Origin of the sequence: Citrobacter sp. Cc139 (assembly GCF_030334645.1) — a bacterium.
In the GTDB taxonomy this organism is placed as follows: Bacteria; Pseudomonadota; Gammaproteobacteria; order Enterobacterales; family Enterobacteriaceae; genus Citrobacter; species Citrobacter werkmanii.
The window spans coordinates 1-23,273 of record NZ_JAOWDM010000055.1; the positions used below are offsets into that span (position 1 = coordinate 1).

The 23,273-nt window shown below is 51.2% G+C and carries 21 protein-coding genes; 16 read left to right on the forward strand and 5 right to left on the reverse strand.

What is annotated here, in order from left to right:
• The 3 genes from OGV69_RS01450 to pbpG form a co-directional block, all read left to right on the forward strand.
• On the forward strand, nucleotides 1-372 hold a 372-nt coding region (locus tag OGV69_RS01450; protein WP_227409686.1), incomplete at its 5' end, for a hypothetical protein.
• 246 nt (nucleotides 373-618) lie between these two features.
• Complete coding sequence (locus OGV69_RS01455) at nucleotides 619-1,206, forward strand: Yip1 family protein (protein WP_038641953.1); 588 nt, start codon at nucleotides 619-621, stop codon at nucleotides 1,204-1,206.
• 181 nt (nucleotides 1,207-1,387) lie between these two features.
• Nucleotides 1,388-2,335: a D-alanyl-D-alanine endopeptidase gene (gene pbpG / locus OGV69_RS01460; protein WP_069323456.1), complete on the forward strand. Its 948-nt coding sequence runs from the start codon at nucleotides 1,388-1,390 to the stop codon at nucleotides 2,333-2,335.
• 64 nt (nucleotides 2,336-2,399) lie between these two features.
• Here the strand turns inward: pbpG and dld are convergent, their stop codons facing one another.
• Nucleotides 2,400-4,109: a D-lactate dehydrogenase gene (dld, locus tag OGV69_RS01465; protein WP_038641949.1), complete on the reverse strand. Its 1,710-nt coding sequence runs from the start codon at nucleotides 4,107-4,109 to the stop codon at nucleotides 2,400-2,402.
• A 232-nt stretch (nucleotides 4,110-4,341) separates the two neighbouring features.
• Between dld and bglX the strand changes: the two genes are divergently transcribed.
• The 5 genes from bglX (at nucleotide 4,342) to OGV69_RS01490 (ending at nucleotide 10,617) form a co-directional block, all read left to right on the forward strand.
• Nucleotides 4,342-6,639, forward strand: a complete 2,298-nt coding sequence (bglX, locus tag OGV69_RS01470) for a beta-glucosidase BglX (RefSeq protein WP_074458485.1) — start codon at nucleotides 4,342-4,344, stop codon at nucleotides 6,637-6,639.
• Between the two features lie 223 nt (nucleotides 6,640-6,862).
• A complete protein-coding gene (osmF, locus tag OGV69_RS01475) occupies nucleotides 6,863-7,780 on the forward strand; it encodes a glycine betaine ABC transporter substrate-binding protein OsmF (protein WP_069323457.1) in 918 nt (305 codons plus the stop codon).
• A 15-nt stretch (nucleotides 7,781-7,795) separates the two neighbouring features.
• Nucleotides 7,796-8,962: an ABC transporter permease gene (locus OGV69_RS01480; protein ID WP_069323458.1), complete on the forward strand. Its 1,167-nt coding sequence runs from the start codon at nucleotides 7,796-7,798 to the stop codon at nucleotides 8,960-8,962.
• Nucleotides 8,955-9,902 (forward strand): ABC transporter ATP-binding protein, encoded by a 948-nt coding sequence (locus OGV69_RS01485; RefSeq protein ID WP_038641944.1) that lies wholly within the window; start codon nucleotides 8,955-8,957, stop codon nucleotides 9,900-9,902. Before OGV69_RS01480 ends, OGV69_RS01485 begins: the two co-directional genes overlap by 8 nt.
• A complete protein-coding gene (locus OGV69_RS01490; protein WP_038641942.1) occupies nucleotides 9,886-10,617 on the forward strand; it encodes an ABC transporter permease in 732 nt (243 codons plus the stop codon). Before OGV69_RS01485 ends, OGV69_RS01490 begins: the two co-directional genes overlap by 17 nt.
• On the opposite strand, the gene OGV69_RS01495 is transcribed toward OGV69_RS01490, so the two are convergent.
• Nucleotides 10,598-10,705 carry a protein YohO gene (locus tag OGV69_RS01495; protein ID WP_003027354.1) on the reverse strand — a complete coding sequence of 36 codons (108 nt, stop codon included), beginning with the start codon at nucleotides 10,703-10,705 and terminating at the stop codon, nucleotides 10,598-10,600. The genes OGV69_RS01490 and OGV69_RS01495 overlap by 20 nt on opposite strands.
• A gap of 51 nt (nucleotides 10,706-10,756) precedes the next feature.
• On the reverse strand, nucleotides 10,757-11,488 hold the full coding sequence (gene mlrA, locus OGV69_RS01500) for an HTH-type transcriptional regulator MlrA (RefSeq protein ID WP_038641940.1): 732 nt from the start codon (nucleotides 11,486-11,488) through the stop codon (nucleotides 10,757-10,759).
• Nucleotides 11,489-11,713: 225 nt separating this feature from the next.
• Between mlrA and OGV69_RS01505 the strand changes: the two genes are divergently transcribed.
• Genes OGV69_RS01505 through OGV69_RS01515 form a run of 3 tightly spaced genes read left to right on the forward strand, consistent with a single transcriptional unit; the run spans nucleotide 11,714 to nucleotide 14,632 of the window.
• On the forward strand, nucleotides 11,714-13,399 hold the full coding sequence (locus tag OGV69_RS01505) for a sensor histidine kinase (RefSeq protein ID WP_038641939.1): 1,686 nt from the start codon (nucleotides 11,714-11,716) through the stop codon (nucleotides 13,397-13,399).
• Complete coding sequence (gene btsR, locus OGV69_RS01510; RefSeq protein WP_038641937.1) at nucleotides 13,396-14,115, forward strand: two-component system response regulator BtsR; 720 nt, start codon at nucleotides 13,396-13,398, stop codon at nucleotides 14,113-14,115. The genes OGV69_RS01505 and btsR overlap by 4 nt, the downstream gene beginning before the upstream one ends.
• Before the next feature lie 46 nt (nucleotides 14,116-14,161).
• Complete coding sequence (locus tag OGV69_RS01515) at nucleotides 14,162-14,632, forward strand: YehS family protein (protein WP_069323639.1); 471 nt, start codon at nucleotides 14,162-14,164, stop codon at nucleotides 14,630-14,632.
• Between the two features lie 44 nt (nucleotides 14,633-14,676).
• Here OGV69_RS01515 and OGV69_RS01520 read toward each other — a convergent pair whose 3' ends face one another.
• Complete coding sequence (locus OGV69_RS01520; protein ID WP_069323459.1) at nucleotides 14,677-15,135, reverse strand: YehR family lipoprotein; 459 nt, start codon at nucleotides 15,133-15,135, stop codon at nucleotides 14,677-14,679.
• 206 nt (nucleotides 15,136-15,341) lie between these two features.
• Nucleotides 15,342-17,375 carry a methionine--tRNA ligase gene (gene metG, locus OGV69_RS01525; protein WP_038641933.1) on the reverse strand — a complete coding sequence of 678 codons (2,034 nt, stop codon included), beginning with the start codon at nucleotides 17,373-17,375 and terminating at the stop codon, nucleotides 15,342-15,344.
• A gap of 164 nt (nucleotides 17,376-17,539) precedes the next feature.
• On the opposite strand from metG, the gene apbC reads away from it, so the two are divergent.
• The 5 genes from apbC to OGV69_RS01550 all read left to right on the forward strand — a co-directional run bounded on the left by apbC (nucleotide 17,540) and on the right by OGV69_RS01550 (nucleotide 23,265).
• Nucleotides 17,540-18,649, forward strand: coding sequence for an iron-sulfur cluster carrier protein ApbC (apbC, locus tag OGV69_RS01530; RefSeq protein WP_038641931.1), 1,110 nt, complete (start codon nucleotides 17,540-17,542; stop codon nucleotides 18,647-18,649).
• A 265-nt stretch (nucleotides 18,650-18,914) separates the two neighbouring features.
• Nucleotides 18,915-19,196 carry a DUF2574 family protein gene (locus OGV69_RS01535; RefSeq protein ID WP_069323460.1) on the forward strand — a complete coding sequence of 94 codons (282 nt, stop codon included), beginning with the start codon at nucleotides 18,915-18,917 and terminating at the stop codon, nucleotides 19,194-19,196.
• Between the two features lie 277 nt (nucleotides 19,197-19,473).
• A complete protein-coding gene (locus tag OGV69_RS01540; protein WP_161959064.1) occupies nucleotides 19,474-20,043 on the forward strand; it encodes a fimbrial protein in 570 nt (189 codons plus the stop codon).
• 45 nt (nucleotides 20,044-20,088) lie between these two features.
• On the forward strand, nucleotides 20,089-20,772 hold the full coding sequence (locus tag OGV69_RS01545) for a fimbria/pilus periplasmic chaperone (protein ID WP_069323461.1): 684 nt from the start codon (nucleotides 20,089-20,091) through the stop codon (nucleotides 20,770-20,772).
• Nucleotides 20,773-20,784: 12 nt separating this feature from the next.
• Nucleotides 20,785-23,265: a fimbrial biogenesis outer membrane usher protein gene (locus OGV69_RS01550; protein WP_069323462.1), complete on the forward strand. Its 2,481-nt coding sequence runs from the start codon at nucleotides 20,785-20,787 to the stop codon at nucleotides 23,263-23,265.
• Nucleotides 23,266-23,273 lie beyond the last annotated feature (8 nt).

Here is a 23,273-nt window from a genome sequence, read left to right on the forward strand (position 1 = left end):
GCCGCCTCCCTTGCAACCCAGGCTCCCGGCGGGAAAATCGTCGCTGCGCGAGTTATTCGTCTTATTCCGTCTGCCTGTCGGGTCGGGGCCGAGCCTGCATCCATGCAGGCCGTCCCCTCTGCCCGCATCCCTGCGGGCAGACCCGGTCAGCCGTCAACGCCTCATCGATTTTCAGCCGGACCGGGGTCATCGCTTCAACTCTCTGATTTCCAGTTAAATCTGTTTCGCTGTTCAAATAAAAGTGCAGGAGGTCAGGTGTGGGCAGGTCCGGCTGAAAATTGCCGACGTGTTTCCGTAAGGCTGGGAGAGCCAGCATGGATGCTGGCTCAGGGCGCGCTTTGCAAGGACGCTACCTCGCGCCCGGCCCGGTAGCCTGGAGGAATAAGCGGAGGGAACCACGAAGTGGCAATTTTCCTGCCGGGAGCCGGGATTGTTAAGGGTACGGCGATAGTACCCTTAACACGTTCACAGGCAGTATCGTTTCAGAGAAGTGATAAACATTGGGTGAACGTAACAATACGCCGTAGCGATCCGGTATTTTCTCTGTGTACATAAAATAATCAAAAGCTGAATTATACTTGAAGTGTTGAGGTCCGGAGCTGACAAGAAGGGGGCGGTATGAACCATGTCTGGGGGCTGTTTTCCCATCCCGATCGTGAAATGCACGTGATCAACAGCGAAAACGAAAGCGTTTCGCATCACTATACCCATCATGTACTGCTGATGGCGGCAATCCCGGTTGTTTGCGCGTTTATCGGTACCACACAAATCGGCTGGAATTTTGGTGACGGCAACATACTGCAGTTATCCCTGTTGACCGGACTGGCGCTGGCCATTCTGTTTTACGGCGTGATGCTGGCGGGCGTGGCTGTCATGGGCCGGGTTATCTGGTGGATGGCGCGTAATTACCCGCAGCGCCCATCGCTGGCGCACTGTATGGTCTTTGCCGGATATGTCGCGACTCCGCTGTTTTTAAGCGGTCTGGTCGCACTTTATCCGCTGGTCTGGCTGTGTGCGTTGGTGGGAACTATCGCGCTGTTTTACACCGGTTATTTACTCTATCTCGGTATTCCAACGTTCCTGAATATCACTCGTGAGGAAGGGTTAAGTTTTTCCAGTTCCACGCTGGCTATTGGTGTGCTGGTACTGGAGGTTCTGCTGGCGATTACGGTAATCCTGTGGGGTTACGGCTATCGCTTATTCTGACCTGTAAAACGCCTCTGCGCTGCGTTGTTGACGTAAAAGTCAGCAACGCAGCATTTCGAGACGATTATCCTGTAGCGGCAAACCTGCCGGATCGCTATGATGCCTGAGCTAGCCTGAGAAAATACTTAATCTCGGGCGGTGTGCGTTGTGACGTGCGTGAACCCTTATCAGAAATCTCATCATGCTGAAATTCCGAGTTTCATTATTAAGCCTTGCCCTGGTGCTGGCCGTTCCTTTTGCACCCCAAGCCGTGGCGAAAACGGCACCTACCGTAGCGACTTCTCAACCTGAGATAGCGTCCGGTAGCGCGATGATTGTTGATCTGAATACCAACAAGGTTATCTATTCGAACCACCCGGATCTGGTGCGTCCGATTGCGTCGATTACCAAATTAATGACGGCGATGGTGGTGCTTGATGCGCGACTGCCGCTGGATGAAAAGCTGAAAGTTGATATCAGTCAGACGCCTGAGATGAAAGGAATTTACTCTCGCGTACGGCTGAACAGTGTAATCAGCCGTAAAGACATGCTGTTACTGGCGCTGATGTCATCTGAAAACCGCGCGGCAGCCAGTCTGGCGCATCATTACCCTGGCGGCTATAACGCGTTTATCAAGGCGATGAATGCGAAAGCGAAAGCGCTGGGCATGACCCATACCCGTTTTGTGGAGCCGACCGGGTTATCGATTCATAACGTCTCAACCGCGCGTGATTTAACGAAGTTACTGATTGCCAGCAAACAGTATCCGCTGATTGGTCAGCTAAGTACTACGCGTGAAGATATGGCGACGTTTGCCAACCCGGCATATACATTGCCGTTCCGTAATACCAACCATCTGGTATATCGCGATAACTGGAATATTCAGTTAACTAAAACCGGGTTTACCAATGCGGCGGGCCACTGTCTGGTGATGCGCACGGTGATTAATAACAAACCGGTGGCGCTGGTGGTGATGGATGCTTTTGGGAAATATACCCACTTTGCCGATGCCAGCCGTTTACGCACCTGGATTGAAACCGGCAAGGTGATGCCGGTTCCGGCGGCGGCGCTGAGCTACAAAAAGCAAAAAGCGGCGCAGATGGCGGCGGCAGGTTCAGCTACGGGTGAGCAAACCGCGCAGAACGATTAAACCGTAGGCCGGGCAAGCGAAGCGCCCCCGGCAACGTGCCCGATGGCGCTTATGCTTATCGGGCCTATGATTCTTTCCAGAACTTCTGCTTACTCGTTTTCCCAATACCCGGGTTCATACTGTTGGTTGGGTCATTCTCGCGGTAAAAGCGGGTTAATGTTTCCGGCGCCTGGTACAAATGCCCGACGTTATGCTCCGCCGGATACTGTGCCCCACGCTCGCGAAGTAACTCCAGCATCTGCTCTTTCAGCGCATGGGCATCCACGCCTTTTTTGACGATGTAATCCTGATGGAATACATAGCACATAAAATGCCCGTAATAGAGCTTGTGCACCAGTTGGCTGTCGATTTCTGGCGGCAGATGTTCATACCATTCGGTGTCGTTACGACGCAGCGCGATATCCAGCGCCAGAATATCTTCCACTTCATCCGCATGAACGGCCTGATAACGAATAGCTGCGCCAGCCGCCGCAAAGCGGTGCAGGAATGCCTTGCTGCCTTCTTCCGGCGTACAGGCAAAGAAGTCGCCCTCGGCCGTTTTGAAAAACTCATTTAGCCAGTTTTGCGCTTCAGCCACGCCGCCACCGGCCATTTTTAACAGCAGATGATGCTCGTATTTGTCGCGCCAGCTTTTCATACGCGCCGGTAAGTGGCTGGGGAATAAATGGCCAAACTTCTGCATCGCCCGGTCGGTGAAGTGCGGACGGAAAAATTTCACTTTTTCCAGCATCGCATCGGTGCGGCCTTTCAGGGTGAAGAAAAACGGCATTTTGTCGGTGCCGAGCTTGTCAATCATCAGGAACGTATCTTTGCCGTACTGCTCAGCGATGTCGTAAATATCGCGATGCATATATTCACCGGCAACCGGCAGATGTTCAAACTTCGCCAGAATATGACGGCGGATCTCCGTCAGCACCTCTGGCTGGTTGGTGCCGATATAAAAGACCTGCTGATTTTTTTCGGCTTCGAAAGTGTCCAGACGCACGGCGAAAACCGCGAGCTTTCCGGCACAACCGGAAGATTCAAACAAGCGGTCCGGGTCGGCGTTATAGCGTGCGGGCGTATCCGCCTCAATATCTCTGACGCGGGTCACGTAGTCGTGATCGTGCGCATGACGTCCGTCGTGGCGAACATCGTCATCTTTGATACGCTCGTCATCGAGTTTACTGAGGATCTGCTCTGGGGTTTGGCCAAGATCGATGCCCAGATGGTTAACCAGCTGTAATTTGCCCTGTTCATCAATACGCGCAAACAGCGACATCTCCGTGTAGGCCGGGCCTCGTTGCACCAGCGAGCCGCCGGAGTTGTTACAAATGCCGCCAATCACGGAAGCGCCGATGCAGGAAGAACCGATCACTGAATGCGGTTCACGACCAAAAGGTTTGAGCGCTTTTTCCAGCGAATAGAGTGTTGTTCCAGGCCAGGCCAGCACCTGTTCGCCTTTACCGATGACGTGCAGCTTATCAAGACGCAGGGTGCTGATAATAACAATCTCACGGTCGTAATCATTGCCGCTTGGCGTAGAGCCTTCGGTCAGGCCGGTATTGGCGGCCTGCATCAGAATGATTTTGTCTGCGGCGACACAGGCGTTCAGGACGCGCCACAGTTCTAAAAGCGAGCCCGGAAAAACGACGGCGAGCGCATCGCCCTGGCCGGAGCGGAATCCCTTGCGATAGCGGGCGGTTTTAGCGGGTTCAGTGAGCAGGTGCGAATGACCCACCAGGCGGGTCAGTTCATTCAGGAAAGCTTTATTATCTGTTGTAATGGAAGACATTCTCCACTCCTTGTGGTGGGACTCAATATCAGGAACAAGCATAGCGCTTTGTATGACAATACGCTTTCTCATTCATATTGTCTCTGGCTTGTCTTTCATTGATTCACGCTGGTTTTGAAAATTAGGAGAATAACCTTAGCTTTCTTTAGCGCTCCCGTTTAGTCTTACGGCAAATTGCGGTTTTTGTTATATTTTCGCTGATGCGTCAGGAAAAAATAAAGAGAGAATCAACATGAAATGGCTATGTTCTGTAGGTGTTGCGGTGAGTCTGGCAGTGCAACCCGCGCTGGCGGACACTCTGTTTGGTAACCATCCACTGACGCCAGAAGCGCGGGATGCGTTTGTTACCGATTTACTCAAACAGATGACCGTGGATGAGAAAATTGGTCAATTACGCTTAATCAGCGTCGGGCCTGATAATCCGAAGGAAGCCATCCGCGAGATGATCAAAGACGGGCAGGTTGGGGCTATTTTTAACACCGTCACACGCCAGGATATCCGCAAAATGCAGGATCAGGTGATGGAACTCAGCCGCCTGAAAATTCCTCTCTTTTTTGCCTACGACGTATTACACGGCCAGCGTACCGTGTTCCCGATAAGCCTCGGTCTGGCGTCCTCCTTTAATCTCGATGCGGTCAGAACCGTCGGTCGCGTTTCAGCGTATGAAGCCGCTGACGATGGCCTGAACATGACCTGGGCGCCGATGGTTGATGTCTCCCGCGATCCGCGCTGGGGCCGGGCATCGGAAGGGTTTGGCGAAGACACGTATTTGACCGCCACAATGGGTAAAACCATGGTGGAAGCGATGCAGGGGAAAAGCCCGGCCGATCGCTATTCGGTGATGACCAGCGTCAAGCACTTCGCCGCTTATGGTGCGGTAGAGGGCGGGAAAGAGTACAACACCGTCGATATGAGCCCGCAGCGTCTGTTTAACGACTACATGCCGCCGTACAAAGCCGGGCTGGATGCCGGTAGCGGCGCGGTGATGGTAGGACTTAATTCACTCAACGGTACGCCGGCGACGTCGGATGCATGGCTGCTGAAAGATGTGCTGCGCGATGAGTGGGGCTTTAAAGGCATCACCGTTTCCGATCACGGCGCGATTAAGGAACTGATTAAGCACGGCACCGCCTCCGATCCTGAGGATGCGGTACGCGTGGCTATCAAGTCCGGTATCAACATGAGTATGAGCGATGAGTATTACAGCAAATACCTGCCGGGGCTGATTAAATCAGGCAAAGTGACGATGGCGGAGCTTGACGACGCTGCGCGTCACGTGCTGAACGTGAAATATGATATGGGGCTGTTTAACGATCCGTACAGCCATCTGGGCGCCAAAGAGTCTGACCCGGTGGATACCAACGCCGAAAGCCGCCTGCACCGTAAAGAAGCGCGTGAAGTGGCGCGTGAAAGCCTGGTGCTGCTGAAAAACCGCCTCGACACGCTGCCGCTGAAAAAATCCGCCACCGTGGCGGTTGTCGGGCCACTGGCCGACAGCAAGCGTGATGTGATGGGCAGTTGGTCCGCAGCGGGTGTTGCCGATCAGTCGGTCACGGTGCTGACGGGGATTAAAAATGCCGTTGGCGAGCAGGGCAAAGTGATATACGCCAAAGGGGCGAATATCACTAACGATAAAGGCATTGTCGACTTCCTGAACCTGTATGAAGAGGCGGTGAAAGTTGATCCGCGTTCGCCGCAGGCGATGATTGATGAAGCCGTTAACGCGGCGAAACAGTCTGATGTGGTGGTTGCGGTGGTCGGTGAGGCACAGGGAATGGCGCATGAAGCCTCCAGCCGTACGGACATTACTATTCCGCAGAGCCAACGTGACCTGATTGCCGCGCTGAAAGCAACGGGCAAACCGCTGGTGCTGGTGCTGATGAACGGACGTCCGCTGGCGCTGGTTAAGGAAGATCAACAGGCTGATGCGATCCTCGAAACCTGGTTTGCAGGGACGGAAGGCGGTAACGCCATCGCCGATGTGTTGTTTGGCGATTACAACCCATCAGGCAAACTGCCGATGTCTTTCCCACGCTCTGTCGGACAGATTCCGGTCTATTACAGCCATCTCAATACCGGTCGTCCGTATAACGCCGATAAGCCGAATAAGTACACCTCGCGTTATTTTGACGAGGCAAACGGTCCGTTGTATCCCTTTGGCTATGGCCTGAGCTACACCACCTTTACCGTTTCGGATGTGAAACTCTCTGCACCGACGATGAAACGTGACGGGACTGTGACGGCCAGCGTCCAGGTGACCAACACCGGTAAGCGCGAAGGTGCCACGGTGATTCAGATGTATTTGCAGGATGTGACCGCTTCAATGAGCCGTCCGGTAAAACAGCTGAAAGGCTTTGAGAAAGTGAATCTTAAACCGGGTGAAACGCAGACTGTCAGCTTCCCGATTGATATCGAAGCGCTGAAATTCTGGAACCAGCGTATGAAATACGATGCTGAACCGGGTAAATTTAACGTCTTTATCGGCGTGGATTCCGCCAGAGTGAAGCAGGGTGAATTTGAACTGCTGTAGTTGATGAAGAAAGCCACGCATCATGCCTGATGGCGCAATGCTTATCTGGTCTATGAAATAACGCTATCCGGCAAATTCACTTTGGGTTTGCCGGATTTTTTTATCGCCTTACTGCTAATTACTCTCAGTGTTACTACCCAATTGCCAGGTTAAGGCCTGATTTTTCGACTATGCTTTTTCCTCAAGTCTCTGAAAAGGGCCGCAAAAGGATGAGGAGCACAGCATGATAATCTCAAAGTTTGGGGTAGGGTCGTTGGCATTGTTAGCCGCGATAAGTATGCCCTTGCAGGCCGCGTCGCCCGTTACGGTTGGGTCAAAAATTGATACCGAAGGGGCGCTGCTCGGTAACATTATTTTGCAAGTGCTCGAAAGCCATGGTGTGAAAACCGTCAATAAAGTGCAACTGGGGACTACGCCAGTGGTGCGTGGCGCGATTACATCCGGCGAGCTGGATATCTACCCGGAATATACCGGCAATGGCGCCTTCTTCTTTAAAGATGAGAATGATCCGGCGTGGAAAAATGCGCAGGCTGGTTTCGACAAAGTGAAAAAGCTGGACGCAGAGAAAAATAAACTGGTCTGGCTAACGCCTGCGCCCGCCAACAATACCTGGACCATTGCGGTCCGCCAGGATGTCGCCGAAAAGAATAAACTGGTTTCGCTTGCAGACTTAGGGCGCTACCTGAAGGAGGGGGGCACTTTCAAACTGGCCGCCTCTGCGGAGTTTATCGAACGTGCGGACGCGCTGCCCGCGTTTGAAAAAGCCTATGATTTTAAACTGAATCAGAATCAGCTTTTATCACTGGCCGGGGGGGATACCGCCGTGACGATTAAAGCCGCAGCGCAGCAAACCTCCGGCGTCAATGCCGCGATGGCCTACGGCACCGATGGTCCGGTCGCCGCGCTGGGGCTGCAAACGTTAAGCGATCCGCAAGGCGTTCAGCCGATTTATGCGCCTGCGCCAGTGGTACGTGAGTCGGTACTCAAGGCCTATCCGCAAATGGAAGAATGGCTGCAGCCTGTTTTTGCCAGTCTGGATGAAAAAACGCTCCAGCAGCTTAACGCCAGTATTGCCGTAGAGGGTCTGGATGCAAAAAAAGTTGCAGCAGATTATCTGAAGCAAAAAGGATGGGTTAAGTAACGGAATTTACGGCGGGTGGGTGTTTTGTCCAATATCTCGGTTAATCGGGTGCTGTTGCTGCTGGTTCTTCTTACCTTCGCAGCAGCTGCGCTTCCTTTCATTAGCTATGCTCCCAATCGCCTGGTTTCCGGCGAAGGTCGTCAACTCTGGGATATCAGGCCCGACATGGCGTGGGGACTGGCGGTGGCCTGTCTGCTACTGTTTCTTCTGTGCTTTGTGTCGGGCAAACCCGGCAATATATTGACGCTTGTTATCAGCCAGCTGTTGGTGATTGCGGCGCTGGTAACCGCAGGTACAACGGCAACGTATCTGGCGCAGACGGGCAGTACGTTGGCCAGAACCAGTCTTGGCTCCGGGTTCTGGCTGGGTCTCGGATTCATGCTGCTGGCTGCCAGTGACGCCATTCGGCGCATCACCCGTCAGATGTTGTGGCGATGGGTGCTGCATGCGCAACTTTTTGTTATGCCGATAGTGTTATTACTGTCCGGCACGTTTAACGATCTTTCCCTGCTGAAAGAGTATGCCAACCGCCAGGATGTCTTTAACGACGCACTGGCGCAGCATCTGACTATTCTGTTTGGCACCGTGATACCCGCGCTATTCCTTGGTGTGCCGCTGGGCGTTTGGTGCTCTTTTTCTGACTCGCGTCAGGGACCCGTTTTCGCCGTACTGAACATTATCCAGACTATTCCCTCGGTGGCCTTGTTTGGCCTGTTGATTGCGCCGCTCGCTGGGCTGGTTAAGCATTTTCCCTGGTTAAGCTCACTCGGCGTTGCGGGAACCGGCATGACACCCGCGCTTATTGCGTTGGTACTGTACGCGCTCTTACCGTTGGTACGTGGCGTGGTGGCTGGACTGAATCAGGTTCCACAGGATGTACTGGAAAGCGCCCGGGCGATGGGGATGAGCGCGCGTCAACGGTTTATCTCGGTGCAGTTGCCGCTGGCGCTGCCTGTCTTCTTGCGCAGTTTGCGGGTGGTGATGATCCAGACAGTAGGGATGGCGGTGATTGCCGCACTGATCGGTGCCGGGGGCTTTGGCGCGCTGGTCTTTCAGGGATTGCTCAGTAGCGCCGTTGATTTAGTGCTGCTGGGCGTGATCCCGGTAGTTGTGCTGGCAGTGTTGATTGATGCGCTGTTTGATTTAGGGCTAGCGCTGCTGAAGGGAACGAATAATGATTGAATTTAGTCATGTCAGTAAAACCTACGGTCAGCAAAAAGCCGTCGACGACCTTAATCTGCATTTGGCGGAGGGGAGCTTTTCGGTGCTGATTGGCACGTCGGGTTCCGGGAAATCCACCACACTGAAGATGATCAATCGACTGGTCGAGCATGACAGCGGGCAGATTCTTTTTGCGGGCGAGGAGATTCGCAGTCTGCCGGTACTGGAGTTAAGGCGGCGTATGGGGTACGCGATCCAGTCTATCGGTTTGTTCCCGCACTGGACCGTCGCGCAGAACATCGCCACCGTGCCGCAATTACAAAAGTGGTCGCGTTCGCGTATTGATGATCGCACAGATGAACTTATGGCGCTGTTGGGGCTGGAGGCGAGTTTGCGTCACCGTTATCCGCATCAGCTTTCCGGTGGGCAACAGCAGCGGGTCGGGGTTGCACGCGCGCTGGCGGCAGATCCGCAGGTGCTACTGATGGATGAGCCTTTTGGCGCGCTGGATCCCGTCACCCGCGGTGCGCTGCAGCAGGAGATGACCCGTATTCATCGTCTTCTGGGGCGTACCATTGTATTGGTGACGCATGATATCGACGAGGCGCTGAGGCTGGCGGAACATCTGGTCCTGATGGACGCGGGTAAGGTCGTGCAGCAAGGGACGCCGTTGTCGATGCTGACGGCGCCAGCGAACGATTTCGTACAAACGTTCTTTGGCCGCAGCGAACTGGGCGTACGGTTACTGTCGCTGCGTACGGTGGGGGATTTTATTCGTCGCGGCGAACATTCAGCCGGTGAGCCGCTGGTGGCTGAAATGACGCTGCGTGATGCACTGTCGATGTTTGTGGCGCGGGGGTGCGATGTACTGCCGGTTGTGACGCCGCAGGGCGTGTCCTGCGGTACGCTTCACTTTCGCGATCTGCTTTCGGAGATGCCGCCCCGTGAAACGTCTTACTGATCCATTGCTGTGGCTGGTTGTCCTGTTCCTGATCCTGTTGGTCGGGTTGCCGCACAGTCAGACCCTGTTTAGTTCGTTGTTTCCAGAATTGCCGCGTCCCGTGTATCAGCAGGAAAGTTTTACGGCGCTGGCGCTGAGTCATTTTGCGCTGGTGGGAATATCGAGTCTTATCGCCGTACTTATCGGCACCGGCGCCGGGATTGCGGTAACCCGGCCCTGGGGGGCAGAGTTCAGGCCGATGGTGGAAACTATCGCCGCCGTGGGGCAGACTTTTCCCCCGGTCGCGGTGCTGGCGATTGCCGTGCCGGTGATGGGATTTGGTCTTGAGCCGGCGGTTATCGCGCTGATCCTGTATGGCGTGTTACCGATCCTACAGGCAACCCTGGCGGGGCTGGGAGGCATCTCTGCCAGCGTGATGGATATCGCCAGCGGGATGGGGATGAGTCGCTGGCAGCGTCTGCGTAAAGTGGAGTTGCCGCTGGCGGCGCCGGTTATTCTGGCGGGGATCCGCACGTCGGTGATCATTAATATCGGCACCGCAACGATAGCCTCAACCGTCGGGGCGAATACGCTGGGCACGCCGATAATTATCGGACTTAGCGGATTCAATACCGCCTATGTGATTCAGGGGGCGTTGCTGGTCGCGTTGGCGGCAGTAATTGTCGATCGCGGATTTGAGCGATTAGCGAGCTACCTTACCCGGCACGTAAAATGAAGGTGTAGCCTGCCAGCATGACGCCGCCGATACCGCCGATAGCCATCAGCAGGAAGAGGGTTATTACACCGATTTTAGCTGCGCTCATTGTGCACTCCTTATGTGAATCTAAGGATTGTACACGGTTGTTAATAGAATATTAAATACCGAGTGGATAAATATCGTGACCCAACGCGCGCCATTCACTCAGCTGCTGTTGCTGAGCGGGTGTCTGGTTCTCGCCGCACCAGACAAGTAAGGTTCGACCTTCGAACATTTCCGGTCGTAGTTGGTTCAGTGAGTGGGCCAGAACGTCAACGCGCCATCCCTGCTGACTGGCAACCCAACCCTCCAGCCACAAGCGGGTGGTATCGTGAATGTTCCAGCCGACAACCAGCGCATCTTTACCCTGTTTCTTACGCGCTGAGGCCAGACAAATCGCGATATAGTTGATGAGGACGCCGTCGAGGATCCCGAGTAACGCCTGGAGGATCGGCTGCTGACACTGCAGACGGCGGCGTAACGGTGTGAACAAATGGGTATTGAGCGTTTGCGCGGGATAATCCTGGCCGCGCTCTTTGATCCACATTCTCAGACTATGCAAATTATTGTTTTGCAAATAGCTTAGTAGCGTCTCTTGCTGTTCACGCCAGCCGTTATGCACATCAATGTTCTCATTGCTGAGCAACATTTTCACCTTACTGACCTGAACGCCGTTGTTTATCCAGCGTTTTATCTCTCGGATCCGGTCAATATCCGCGTCGTTAAACAGGCGATGACCCCCGTCTGTCCTCTGCGGTTTGAGTAATCCGTAACGCCTCTGCCACGCGCGTAAAGTGACAGGGTTGATATCACAAAGCAAAGCCACTTCACCGATTGTGTAAAGCGCCATCGTCGTCTCACTCTTGCTCGCGAGGTCCCAGTTTTACTTTAGACGCTCTTTTACGAACCAGGTAGTTTTGTCTGTTTTTTGATCAATCAAGGGGTGAGTTTGTCGTCCTACTCGCGCTTTCGAGTGATCGTTCTCACAAATTCCTGTTTTTTTGCAACACTTCAAAGAAAGTTACGCGTAGCCCATGTATGTTACGCGCTTTTAAGTGATGTGTGGTTGGCGCGTATGTACGAGTTTAATCTGGTGTTGCTGCTGCTTCAGCAGATGTGCGTGTTTCTCGTTATCGCGTGGCTAATGAGTAAAACGCGTTTGTTTATCCCGCTGATGCAGGTCACTATCCGTCTCCCGCACAAACTGCTTTGCTATGTCACCTTTTCCATTTTTTGCATTTTGGGTACCTATTTCGGGCTGCACATTGATGACTCTATTGCTAACACGCGTGCCATCGGTGCGGTGATGGGCGGGCTGCTTGGCGGTCCCGTAGTCGGTGGTTTAGTCGGTCTGACCGGTGGCTTACACCGTTATTCAATGGGCGGTATGACGGCGCTAAGCTGCATGATTTCGACCATTGTGGAAGGTTTACTCGGCGGGCTGGTGCACAGCGTGCTCACTCGTCGCGGCCGTACCGATAAAGTCTTCAGCCCGTTGACGGCGGGCGCGATTACCTTTGTGGCCGAACTGGTGCAGATGCTGATTATCTTATTAATTGCTCGTCCATTTGATGATGCGTTTCGGTTGGTCAGCAATATTGCCGCCCCGATGATGGTCACCAATACCGTGGGCGCAGCCCTGTTTATGCGTATATTGCTCGATAAACGGGCGATGTTTGAAAAATACACCTCCGCTTTTTCCGCTACTGCGCTCAAAGTTGCCGCCTCTACGGAAGGTATTTTGCGTCAGGGGTTCAACGAGGTTAACAGCATGAAGGTGGCTCAGGTGCTGTACGAAGAGCTGGATATCGGCGCGGTGGCGATTACCGATCGTGAGAAACTGCTGGCATTTACCGGCATTGGTGACGATCACCACCTGCCTGGTAAACCGATTTCGTCGTCGTACACTCTACGGGCAATAGAAACCGGAGAGGTGGTGTATGCCGACGGGAATGAAGTCCCTTACCGTTGTTCTTTGCATCCGCAATGTAAATTAGGCTCGACGCTGGTGATTCCGCTGCGGGGTGAAAACCAGCGGGTGATGGGGACTATCAAACTGTATGAGGCTAAAAACCGCCTCTTTAGCTCGATCAACCGCACGTTGGGGGAGGGGATCGCTCAGCTACTTTCGGCGCAAATACTGGCCGGACAGTACGAGCGGCAAAAAGCAATGCTTACGCAGTCGGAAATAAAACTCCTGCATGCCCAGGTGAATCCTCATTTTCTGTTCAATGCGCTCAACACCATCAAAGCCGTGATCCGCCGCGATAGCGAGCAGGCCAGTCAACTGGTGCAGTACCTGTCGACCTTCTTTCGCAAAAACTTAAAACGCCCGTCGGAGATTGTCACACTGGCCGATGAAATTGAACACGTGAACGCCTATTTGCAAATTGAAAAGGCACGATTCCAGTCACGGCTACAGGTGACTTTAACGGTGCCTGATGAACTTTCGCATCAGCAATTACCGGCTTTTACCCTGCAGCCCATCGTGGAGAATGCCATTAAGCACGGTACCTCTCAGCTACTGGATACCGGAGAGGTGTCGATTACCGCCCGTCGCGAAGGGCAGTATCTGATGCTGGATATTGAAGATAATGCCGGGCTGTATCAGCCAACGTCTGAGGCCAGCGGGTTGGGTATGAATCTGGTCGATAAGCGACTGCGCGAGCGGTTTGGCGATGATTTTGGCATCAGCGTAGCGTGTGAACCTGACCGCTTTACCCGAATTACTTTACGACTTCCTCTGGAGGAACAGGCATGATCAAAGTGCTGATTGTCGATGACGAACCGTTAGCGCGGGAGAATCTGCGGATCCTGTTGCAGGAGCAAAGCGACATCGAGATTATCGGGGAGTGTTCGAATGCGGTGGAAGCCATCGGCGCGGTACATAAACTGCACCCGGATGTCCTGTTTCTCGATATTCAGATGCCGCGTATCAGCGGCCTGGAAATGGTCGGGATGCTTGATCCCGAACATCGTCCGTACATTGTTTTCCTGACCGCGTTTGATGAGTATGCGGTCAAAGCCTTTGAAGAACACGCGTTTGATTATCTGCTCAAGCCGATTGAAGAAGCGCGGTTGGAAAAAACGCTGAGCCGTTTACGTCAGGAACGCACGAAGCAGGATGTATCGCTACTGCCCGAGCATCAGCAGCCGCTGAAGTTTATTCCGTGCAGCGGTCATAGCCGTATTTATTTGCTGCAAATGGATGATGTGGCGTTTATCAGCAGCCGTATGAGCGGCGTGTATGTCACCAGTAGCGATGGTAAAGAGGGGTTCACAGAGTTAACGCTCAGAACGCTGGAAAGCCGTACGCCACTCCTGCGCTGCCACCGGCAATATCTGGTGAACCTGGCGCAATTGCAGGAAATCCGACTGGAAGATAACGGCCAGGCCGAGCTGATTTTGCGTAACGGGCTGACCGTTCCGGTGAGTCGTCGTTATCTTAAAAGTCTAAAAGAGGCGATTGGACTGTAAAACTGATACACTGCGCGCCATTGCATCACCGACTGTTGAAGGCTCTATGCTAAGTAACGATATTCTTCGTAGCCTGCGCTACACCCTGAAAGCGAACAATAACGACATGGTGCGTATTCTTGCGCTTGCTGACATGGAATCCACCTCCGCGGGTTTTGATACCTGGATGACAAAAGAAGATGAAGACGGGTTTGTGCGTTGCCCGGATATCATTCTTTCCGGTTTTTTAAACGGTCTGATTTATCATCTGCGTGGGAAAGATGAATCCGCGCCGGAGCTGGCGCTTGAGCGTCGTGTTAATAACAATACGGTGCTGAAAAAGCTGCGTATCGCCTTTTCGCTGAAAACCGATGATATTCTGGCCATTATGACCGAGCAGAAATTTCGTGTGTCGATGCCGGAAATTACCGCCATGATGCGCGCGCCGGATCATAAAAACTATCGCGAATGCGGCGATCAGTTCCTGCGTTATTTCCTGCGCGGTTTGACCACACGCGTACATAGCGCGAAAGCATAACGAGAAAAACGGGCGACCACGATTAAAATCGGGTCGCCGACGGTTTACTTCACTTCTTTAAAACCCGCCGATTCCATTACCGTTTGCATTTGCTTCATGCTGATGTTTTTATCGGTATTCTCAGACAGCTGCATCCCGGAAATTGCCTGCAATGCTTTTACATCGACTTTTTCCATATCGATAGTGACGTTTTCCTGCGCATAGGTGTCTGAATAGGTGAGCTTTTCTTCTATGCCAGGGATGTTTTGATATTTAGCGCTTAAGGCGTCAAATACTTTTGCTGCTTCTTCTTTATTGCTGGCGCCGACCGACGCATAGCTGATTTTACTTTCAGAGATTTGTTTCAGAACCTTATCGCCCTTATAGGTGTAAGAGACGGTAATATCCGAGCCGTTTAGGTTGGCATTAAATGTTTTTGTCTCTTCTTTATCACCACACCCCGTCAGGGAAAAAATGACAACCGACGCTACGGCAAGAGAAACTAATTTTTGAAACGCTGTCATGTAAAACTCCATTTCATGAATATCGGATGCAAAATAATAGAGCCTATGAATTTGATGGGCCCGTACGACCTTAATAGCAAAGCAGTATAGAATAAATCTAATCGCAATAGCTGAGCAGTCCGAAAATGGAGTGAAGTGACGCGTTTGAGATTAGGGGAATAGCTACTGCAAAAAAAAAGCGCTGCCATTGCAGCGCTTGGTAGGTCTTACTTCACCTGTTGGCCTGGTTTTGCGCCTTCGTCCGGACTTAACAGGAAGATATCTTTCCCGCCAGGACCCGCCGCCATCACCATACCTTCGGAAATACCGAAGCGCATTTTACGCGGTGCCAGGTTGGCTACCATAATGGTCTGACGTCCAATCAGGACCTGCGGATCCGGATAAGCAGAACGAATACCGGAGAAGACGTTACGCTTTTCGCCACCGAGATCCAGCGTCAGACGCAGCAGCTTGTCAGAACCGTCTACAAACTCAGCGTTTTCAATCAACGCTACGCGCAGGTCAACTTTGGCGAAATCGTCAAAGGTGATGGTTTCCTGAATCGGATCGTCCGCCAGCGGGCCGGTAACCGGCGCGGCTGCGGCTTTCACCTCTTCTTTAGACGCCTCAACCAGCGCTTCAACTTGTTTCATGTCGATGCGATTGTAGAGCGCTTTAAAGGTGTTGACCTTGTGACCGAGCAGCGGCTGCTCGATAGCATCCCAGCTTAGTTCGCTGTTCAGGAAAGCTTCAACACGCTCAGCCAGCGTCGGCAGTACCGGTTTCAGGTAAGTCATCAGCACGCGGAACAGGTTGATGCCCATTGAGCAAATTGCCTGCAGGTCCGCATCGCGGCCTTCCTGTTTAGCCACAACCCACGGGGCCTGTTCGTCAACGTAGCGGTTTGCCACATCGGCCAGCGCCATGATCTCACGGATAGCTTTACCGAATTCACGGCTTTCCCACGCTTCGCCAATGACTGCAGCGGCATCGGTAAAGGTTTTATACAGTGCCGGATCGGCCAGTTCTGCCGCCAGCACGCCGTCAAAACGCTTGGCGATAAAACCAGCGTTACGGGAGGCCAGGTTAACCACCTTGTTGACGATATCGGCGTTAACGCGCTGGACAAAGTCTTCCAGGTTCAGGTCGATGTCATCAATACGTGAAGAGAGCTTCGCGGTGTAGTAGTAGCGCAGGCTGTCGGCGTCAAAGTGCTTCAGCCAGGTGCTGGCCTTAATAAAGGTGCCGCGAGATTTGGACATCTTCGCGCCGTTCACCGTCACATAACCGTGTACGAACAGGTTGGTCGGCTTACGGAAGTTGCTGCCTTCCAGCATGGCAGGCCAGAACAGGCTGTGGAAGTAGACGATATCTTTACCGATGAAGTGATATAGCTCGGCGGTAGAGTCTTTCTTCCAGTATTCGTCAAAGCTAGTGGTGTCGCCGCGCTTATCGCACAGGTTTTTGAACGATCCCATATAGCCAATCGGCGCATCCAGCCAGACGTAGAAGTACTTGCCAGGCGCATTCGGGATTTCAAAACCGAAGTACGGTGAGTCGCGGGAAATATCCCACTGCTGCAGGCCGGCTTCAAACCATTCCTGCATTTTGTTGGCGACCTGCTCCTGCAACGCGCCGCTGCGCGTCCATGCCTGCAGCATTTCGCTGAATGACGGCAGGTCAAAGAAGAAGTGTTCTGAGTCACGCATCACCGGCGTTGCGCCGGAAACGACGGATTTCGGCTCGATAAGTTCGGTCGGGCTGTAGGTTGCGCCACAGACTTCACAGTTATCGCCGTATTGATCCGCAGACTTACATTTCGGGCAGGTGCCTTTAACAAAACGGTCCGGCAGGAACATGCCTTTTTCCGGATCGTAAAGCTGGGAGATAGTGCGGTTTTTAATAAAACCGTTCTCCTTCAGGCGCGTGTAAATCAGCTCAGACAGCTCGCGGTTCTCTTCGCTATGCGTAGAGTGGTAGTTGTCATAGCTGATGTCAAAACCCGCAAAATCAGTCTGATGCTCCTGACTCATTTCACCGATCATCTGCTCTGGCGTGATCCCAAGCTGCTGTGCTTTCAGCATGATTGGCGTACCGTGGGCGTCGTCCGCGCAGATGAAGTTTACCTGGTGGCCGCGCATTCGCTGGTAACGGACCCAGACATCAGCCTGGATGTGCTCCAGCATATGGCCGAGGTGGATAGAGCCGTTGGCGTACGGCAGCGCGCACGTTACCAGAATTTTCTTCGCGACTTGAGTCATAGTGGGCAATTACTTCTTTTGTAGTGAAAAGGGCTTTGATAGTACCAAAATGGTAATTACTGCGCCAAGCGATAAGGGCATTTATCCGTAAATGAATAATTGTTGCGGTTGGAGTAAACTACCTGGTGACTATTGTATTTTCAGAACAACAAAAAGGAGTCGGGATGAACGCACAATCCCAGGCCAAATCACCAGAAACCCTGCGCGCGATGGTCGCCGGGACGCTGGCGAATTTTCAGCATTCAACCCTGAAGCATAATCTGACGACGCTTAAAGCGTTGCACCACGTCGCCTGGATGGATGACACGTTGCACGTCGAGCTGGTCATGCCCTTCGTCTGGCATAGCGCGTTTGAAGCATTAAAAGAGCAATGCAGTGCCGATCTGTTGCGTATTACCGGCGCGAAAGCGATTGACTGGAAGTTGTCACATAACATCGCCACCCTGAAACGTGTGAAAAATCAGCCGGGTATTAATGGTGTGAAAAACATCATTGCCGTCAGTTCCGGCAAAGGCGGGGTGGGTAAATCTTCCACTGCGGTGAACCTGGCGCTGGCGCTGGCTGCGGAAGGGGCAAAGGTGGGCATTCTGGACGCCGATATTTATGGCCCGTCCATCCCGACGATGCTCGGCGCGGAAAACCAGCGTCCCACTTCGCCGGACGGCACCCATATGGCGCCGATCATGTCTCACGGTCTGGCGACCAACTCCATTGGCTATCTGGTCACCGACGATAACGCTATGGTGTGGCGCGGGCCGATGGCCAGTAAAGCGCTATTGCAGATGCTGCAGGAAACCTTATGGCCAGATCTTGATTACCTGGTACTGGATATGCCGCCAGGCACCGGTGACATCCAACTGACGCTGGCGCAGAACATTCCGGTAACTGGGGCGGTTGTAGTGACCACGCCGCAGGATATTGCGCTGATCGATGCGAAAAAAGGCATTGTGATGTTCGAAAAAGTCGAAGTGCCGGTGTTGGGTATTGTTGAGAATATGAGTATGCATATTTGCAGCAACTGCGGGCATCATGAGCCAATCTTTGGCACCGGCGGCGCGCAGAAACTGGCCGAGCAGTACCACACCCAACTGCTGGGACAAATGCCGCTGCATATTTCTCTACGTGAAGACCTCGATCGCGGTACGCCGACGGTTATCAGCCGTCCAGACAGCGAATTTACCGCCATTTACCGTGACCTTGCAGGGCGCGTGGCAGCGCAGCTGTACTGGCAGGGGGAAGTTATTCCGGGAGAGATTGCCTTCCGCGCGGTGTAATTTCTGGCGTTAAAAATTATTCACCGCATCAATGATATATTGATGCGGTGAATATATAAGATGAAGAAAAAATAGAGCATTGTTTACCCTGTCTTAATAAAACATGTTTTTTTCTGAATTAAATCCGATATTCATCATTTAAATTGATCATGCCTATCCTATTGATTTAGTATTTCAATTGGTTTTCGCGTGGTAGCGCACCTATTATTACGCTAAATAACTACCCTGCATGTTAAATCGGGCTTAATACAGGAATGACGTTTAGATGAAAAAAACTTTGTCGCTGGGAATTATAGTTCTGGCTTATGGATTAAGTCTTCCCGCATTGGGAACAGATACCGCAACCTTAACTATTAGCGGCAACGTTGTCGCGCCGACCTGCAGTACCGAAGTGGCAAATGCTCAGCTTCAACAGCGCTGCGGCAACACCCCCCACGTTTCGAGTACCGAACAAACTGTTTCATCGGTGGTGAGGGGAGTAACAACGGAACTGGTCGCTGTTCCAGGCAGTGATAATCGTCAAATTATCCTCAACCGCTACGACTAGGATACTCTCTTTCATATAGCCCACATCACTCTCATGAATGATGTGGGCTTTTTTATTTATCTTAAAAATAAATATGAATGGTAAATTACGTTAACTTATTAATTGTGTAAATAAGATTGGTTCCTGACTATTTGTTGTAATTATATTGCATTGAGTAACTTGTCTTAAATCAAAAAAACATTCCGTTTACATTGCGGTAACGATTTAAGTGTGTAGATTCTAATTACAGGAATAACACCACGTAACAAATCTAAATATGTTGATTAAGGAAGATACTATGAAACGTTCAATTATTGCTGCGGCAGTGGTAACAGGATTATTTATGAGTGGCGGGGCGTTTGCTGCTGGGGTTGAAGAAGGTACGTTAACTATTACCGGTATGGTGTCAGGTACCGCTTGTAAGTTCCTTGATACAGCAAATACCGCTACTATTAAATTAGACGATATTCCCGCTACAATACTTACTCCACTGGCCGCGGGTCAGGATACGGGGTATGGTGAAAATGAAGCAGATAAGAATTTAATTCTTGAGTGTAATAGTAGCGATAATGTCAAAATAAAAGTTGATGGTAGTGCTTTTGATTATAATAGTGTTATTGAAAATAAAGGCACAGGTCCTGCGGAGGTCGGTTTTAAATTATTTCACAAGAATGTTTTAATTACAAAAGATGGTCAGGATGAATTTAAGCTTTCAGATCTTGAACGGTTGGGTTTATCAACTGAGGGTAATACTCAATACGGGCTTCGACTTTCGGCTCGTTATGCAAAGGCTATAGGTGCTGCGGGTGCTCCCGTTGGTACAGGTGAAGTAAAAGCAAATATAAAACTGATTGTTGTTCAGGATTAGTGTTATACCGGCAACCTGGGTTGCCGGTATAAAAAGGGAATTAAAATGAAAATATTAGGCGCGGTAATTACATTATCACTTATGACACCGGCTCAGGCAGGGATAGTGATTTATGGCACAAGAGTAATTTACCCTGCAGAAAAAAATGAAATAGTTATACAGTTGATGAACCAGGAAAAAAGCGCTTCTTTGATACAGGCCTGGATTGATGATGGTAATACAACGCTGCCACCCGAGAAGATTCAGGTACCTTTTTTGCTGACGCCTCCAGTCGCTAAAGTAGCGGGAAATTCAGGGCAGCAGCTTAAAATTAAGAAAATGCCTAATATGCTACCAAATAATAAAGAGAGTCTGTTTTATCTCAATGTGTTGGATATCCCACCCAATAATCCGGCATATGATGGTAAAAATGTACTTAAATTTGCTATGCAGAACCGGATTAAGCTCTTTTATCGTCCTGCAGGTGTTGCGCCAGTTAATAAAGAAATTTTTAAAAAATTATCGTTAAACCATAGTGGAAGAAATTTTTCTATAAAAAATAGCAGCGCTAACTGGATAACGGTCACGGAAGTTAAAGCTGGCAGTATCAAGATAAATAATGACTCGGTGATGGTTGCGCCATTATCTAGCGAATCTTTTACGGTGAAAAATAGTAATGCCAGTCGGTATAAGTTAACTATTATTGATGATCATGGCAATTATATAAGTGATAACGTCAGCCTGAGATGACAGGAGCTGATTATGTTAAGGATGACCCCGCTTGCTTCTGCGATATTATTGTCTTTGTTGTCTTTTTCTGTCCTGTCGGCAGAAGAAACTTTTGATACACACTTTATGATGGGCGGGATGAAGGGCGAAAAAGTTTCTGCTTTACGCGTTGATGATAATCATCCTTTACCTGGACAATATGACGTGGATATCTACGTTAATAAACAGTGGCGCGGCAAATATGAGATTACAGTTAAAGATACGGCTGCTGAAACCTGCCTGACTCGCGATACCATCACGCGTTTAGGGATTAATACCGATAAGCTTGATAAAACCAAAAACTGCCTTTCTCTTGAGCAAGCGGTGCAGGGCGGGAGTTATCGCTGGAACATAGGAAAATTTCAGTTAGATCTTAGCGTACCCCAGGCCTACGTTGACGAGCTGGAAAATGGCTATGTGCCGCCGGAAAGCTGGGATCGCGGTATCAATGCCCTTTATACCTCCTATTATCTCAGCCAGTACAATAGCGACTATAAGAATTCTGGTAACAGCAAAAGTACCTATGCGCGCTTTACCAGTGGATTAAACCTGCTGGGCTGGCAGTTGCATTCCGATGCCAGCTACAACAAAACGGATGACAGCAGCGGGGAATGGAAAAGTAACACCCTTTATCTGGAATACGGTATTCCACAAATTCTCGGCACGTTACGCGCCGGGGATATGTACACCTCATCTGATATTTTTGACTCGGTACGCTTTCGTGGGGTGCGTTTATACCGCGATATGCAAATGTTACCCAACTCAAAACAAAGCTTTACCCCGGTGGTGCAGGGGATTGCGCAGAGCAATGCGCTGGTCACTATTGAGCAGAACGGTTTTGTGGTGTATCAGAAAGAAGTACCGCCAGGCCCGTTTTCTATCGCGGATTTGCAGTTAGCAGGGGGAGGTGCAGATCTTGATGTTAGCATCAAAGAAGCTGATGGATCGGTTACCACCTATCTGGTGCCATATGCAGCGGTACCTAACATGTTGCAGCCTGGGGTCTCAAAATATGATTTTGCCGCCGGACGTAGCCATATCGAAGGGGCAAGTAATCAGACCGACTTTGCGCAGATGAGCTATCAATATGGGTGGAGTAACCTGTTAACGTTATACGGCGGTACGATGCTCGCTGATAACTACAATTCGTTCACGTTAGGAACTGGCTGGAATACCCGAATTGGCGCAATATCCGTGGATGCGACGCGTTCACACAGTAAACAGGATAATGGTGATGTATTTGATGGGCAAAGCTATCAAATTGCTTATAATAAATATTTAACACAAACCGCCACGCGTTTTGGCCTTGCTGCCTATCGATACTCATCACGGGATTATCGGACTTTTAACGATCACGTTTGGGCCAATAATAAAGACAGCTATCATCGTGATGAAAATGATGTTTATGACATAGCGGATTATTACCAGTATGATTTTGGTCGCAAAAACAGTTTTTCCGCCAATGTGAGCCAAACTTTACCGGCGGGCTATGGTTCCTTATCACTAAGTATATTGTGGCGCGATTACTGGGAGCGTAGTGGCACGAGTAAGGATTATCAGTTGAGTTATACCAATAACTGGCAACGTATTAGCTATACCTTTTCGGCCAGCCAGACCTATGACGAGGATCATCGCGAGGATAAGCGTTTTAACCTTTTAATTTCTGTTCCGTTTGACTGGGGGGATGATATTACCTCAAGACGCCGCCAGATATATTTATCTAACTCAACGACCTTTAATAACGATGGGTTTTCCTCAAACAATACCGGACTTTCCGGGACGATGGGCGATCGCGACCAGTTTAACTATGGCGTTAACCTGAGCCATCAGCGCCAGGACAGCGAAACGACGGCAGGCACCAACTTAACCTGGAACGCACCGATTGCTAAACTAAGCGGTAGCTATAGCCAGTCTAATAAATACCGGCAGGCGGGTGGTAATATTTCGGGCGGGATAGTGGCCTGGTCCGGCGGGGTGAATCTTGCGAACCGCCTTTCCGATACTTTTGCAGTAATGCAGGCGCCGGGACTGCAAGGCGCCTACGTCAACGGGCAACGTTACCGCACCACTAACCGCAGCGGTGTGGTGTTATATGATATGTTGACCCCGTACCGGGAAAATAGCCTGACGCTGGACGTTTCTAATACCGACAGTAAAACCGAGCTATTGGGTAACCGACACAGTGCCGCGCCTTATCGCGGCGCCGTGGTGCTGGTGAAATTCGATACCGACCAACGGCAGCCCTGGTTTATTCGCGCCCAGCGCCCGGATGGTTCACCGTTAACTTTTGGTTATGAGGTGGAAGATAACCAAGGGAATAATATTGGCCTGGTCGGTCAGGGCAGCCAGCTCTTTATTCGTACCGACAGTGTGCCGCCGGAAATTAAAGTCGCAGTGGATAAACAACAGGGACTTTCATGCTCAATCTCCTTTGGTAAAACGATTGATGAAAGTAAAGTTTATATTTGTCGGTGAGGAGGAGA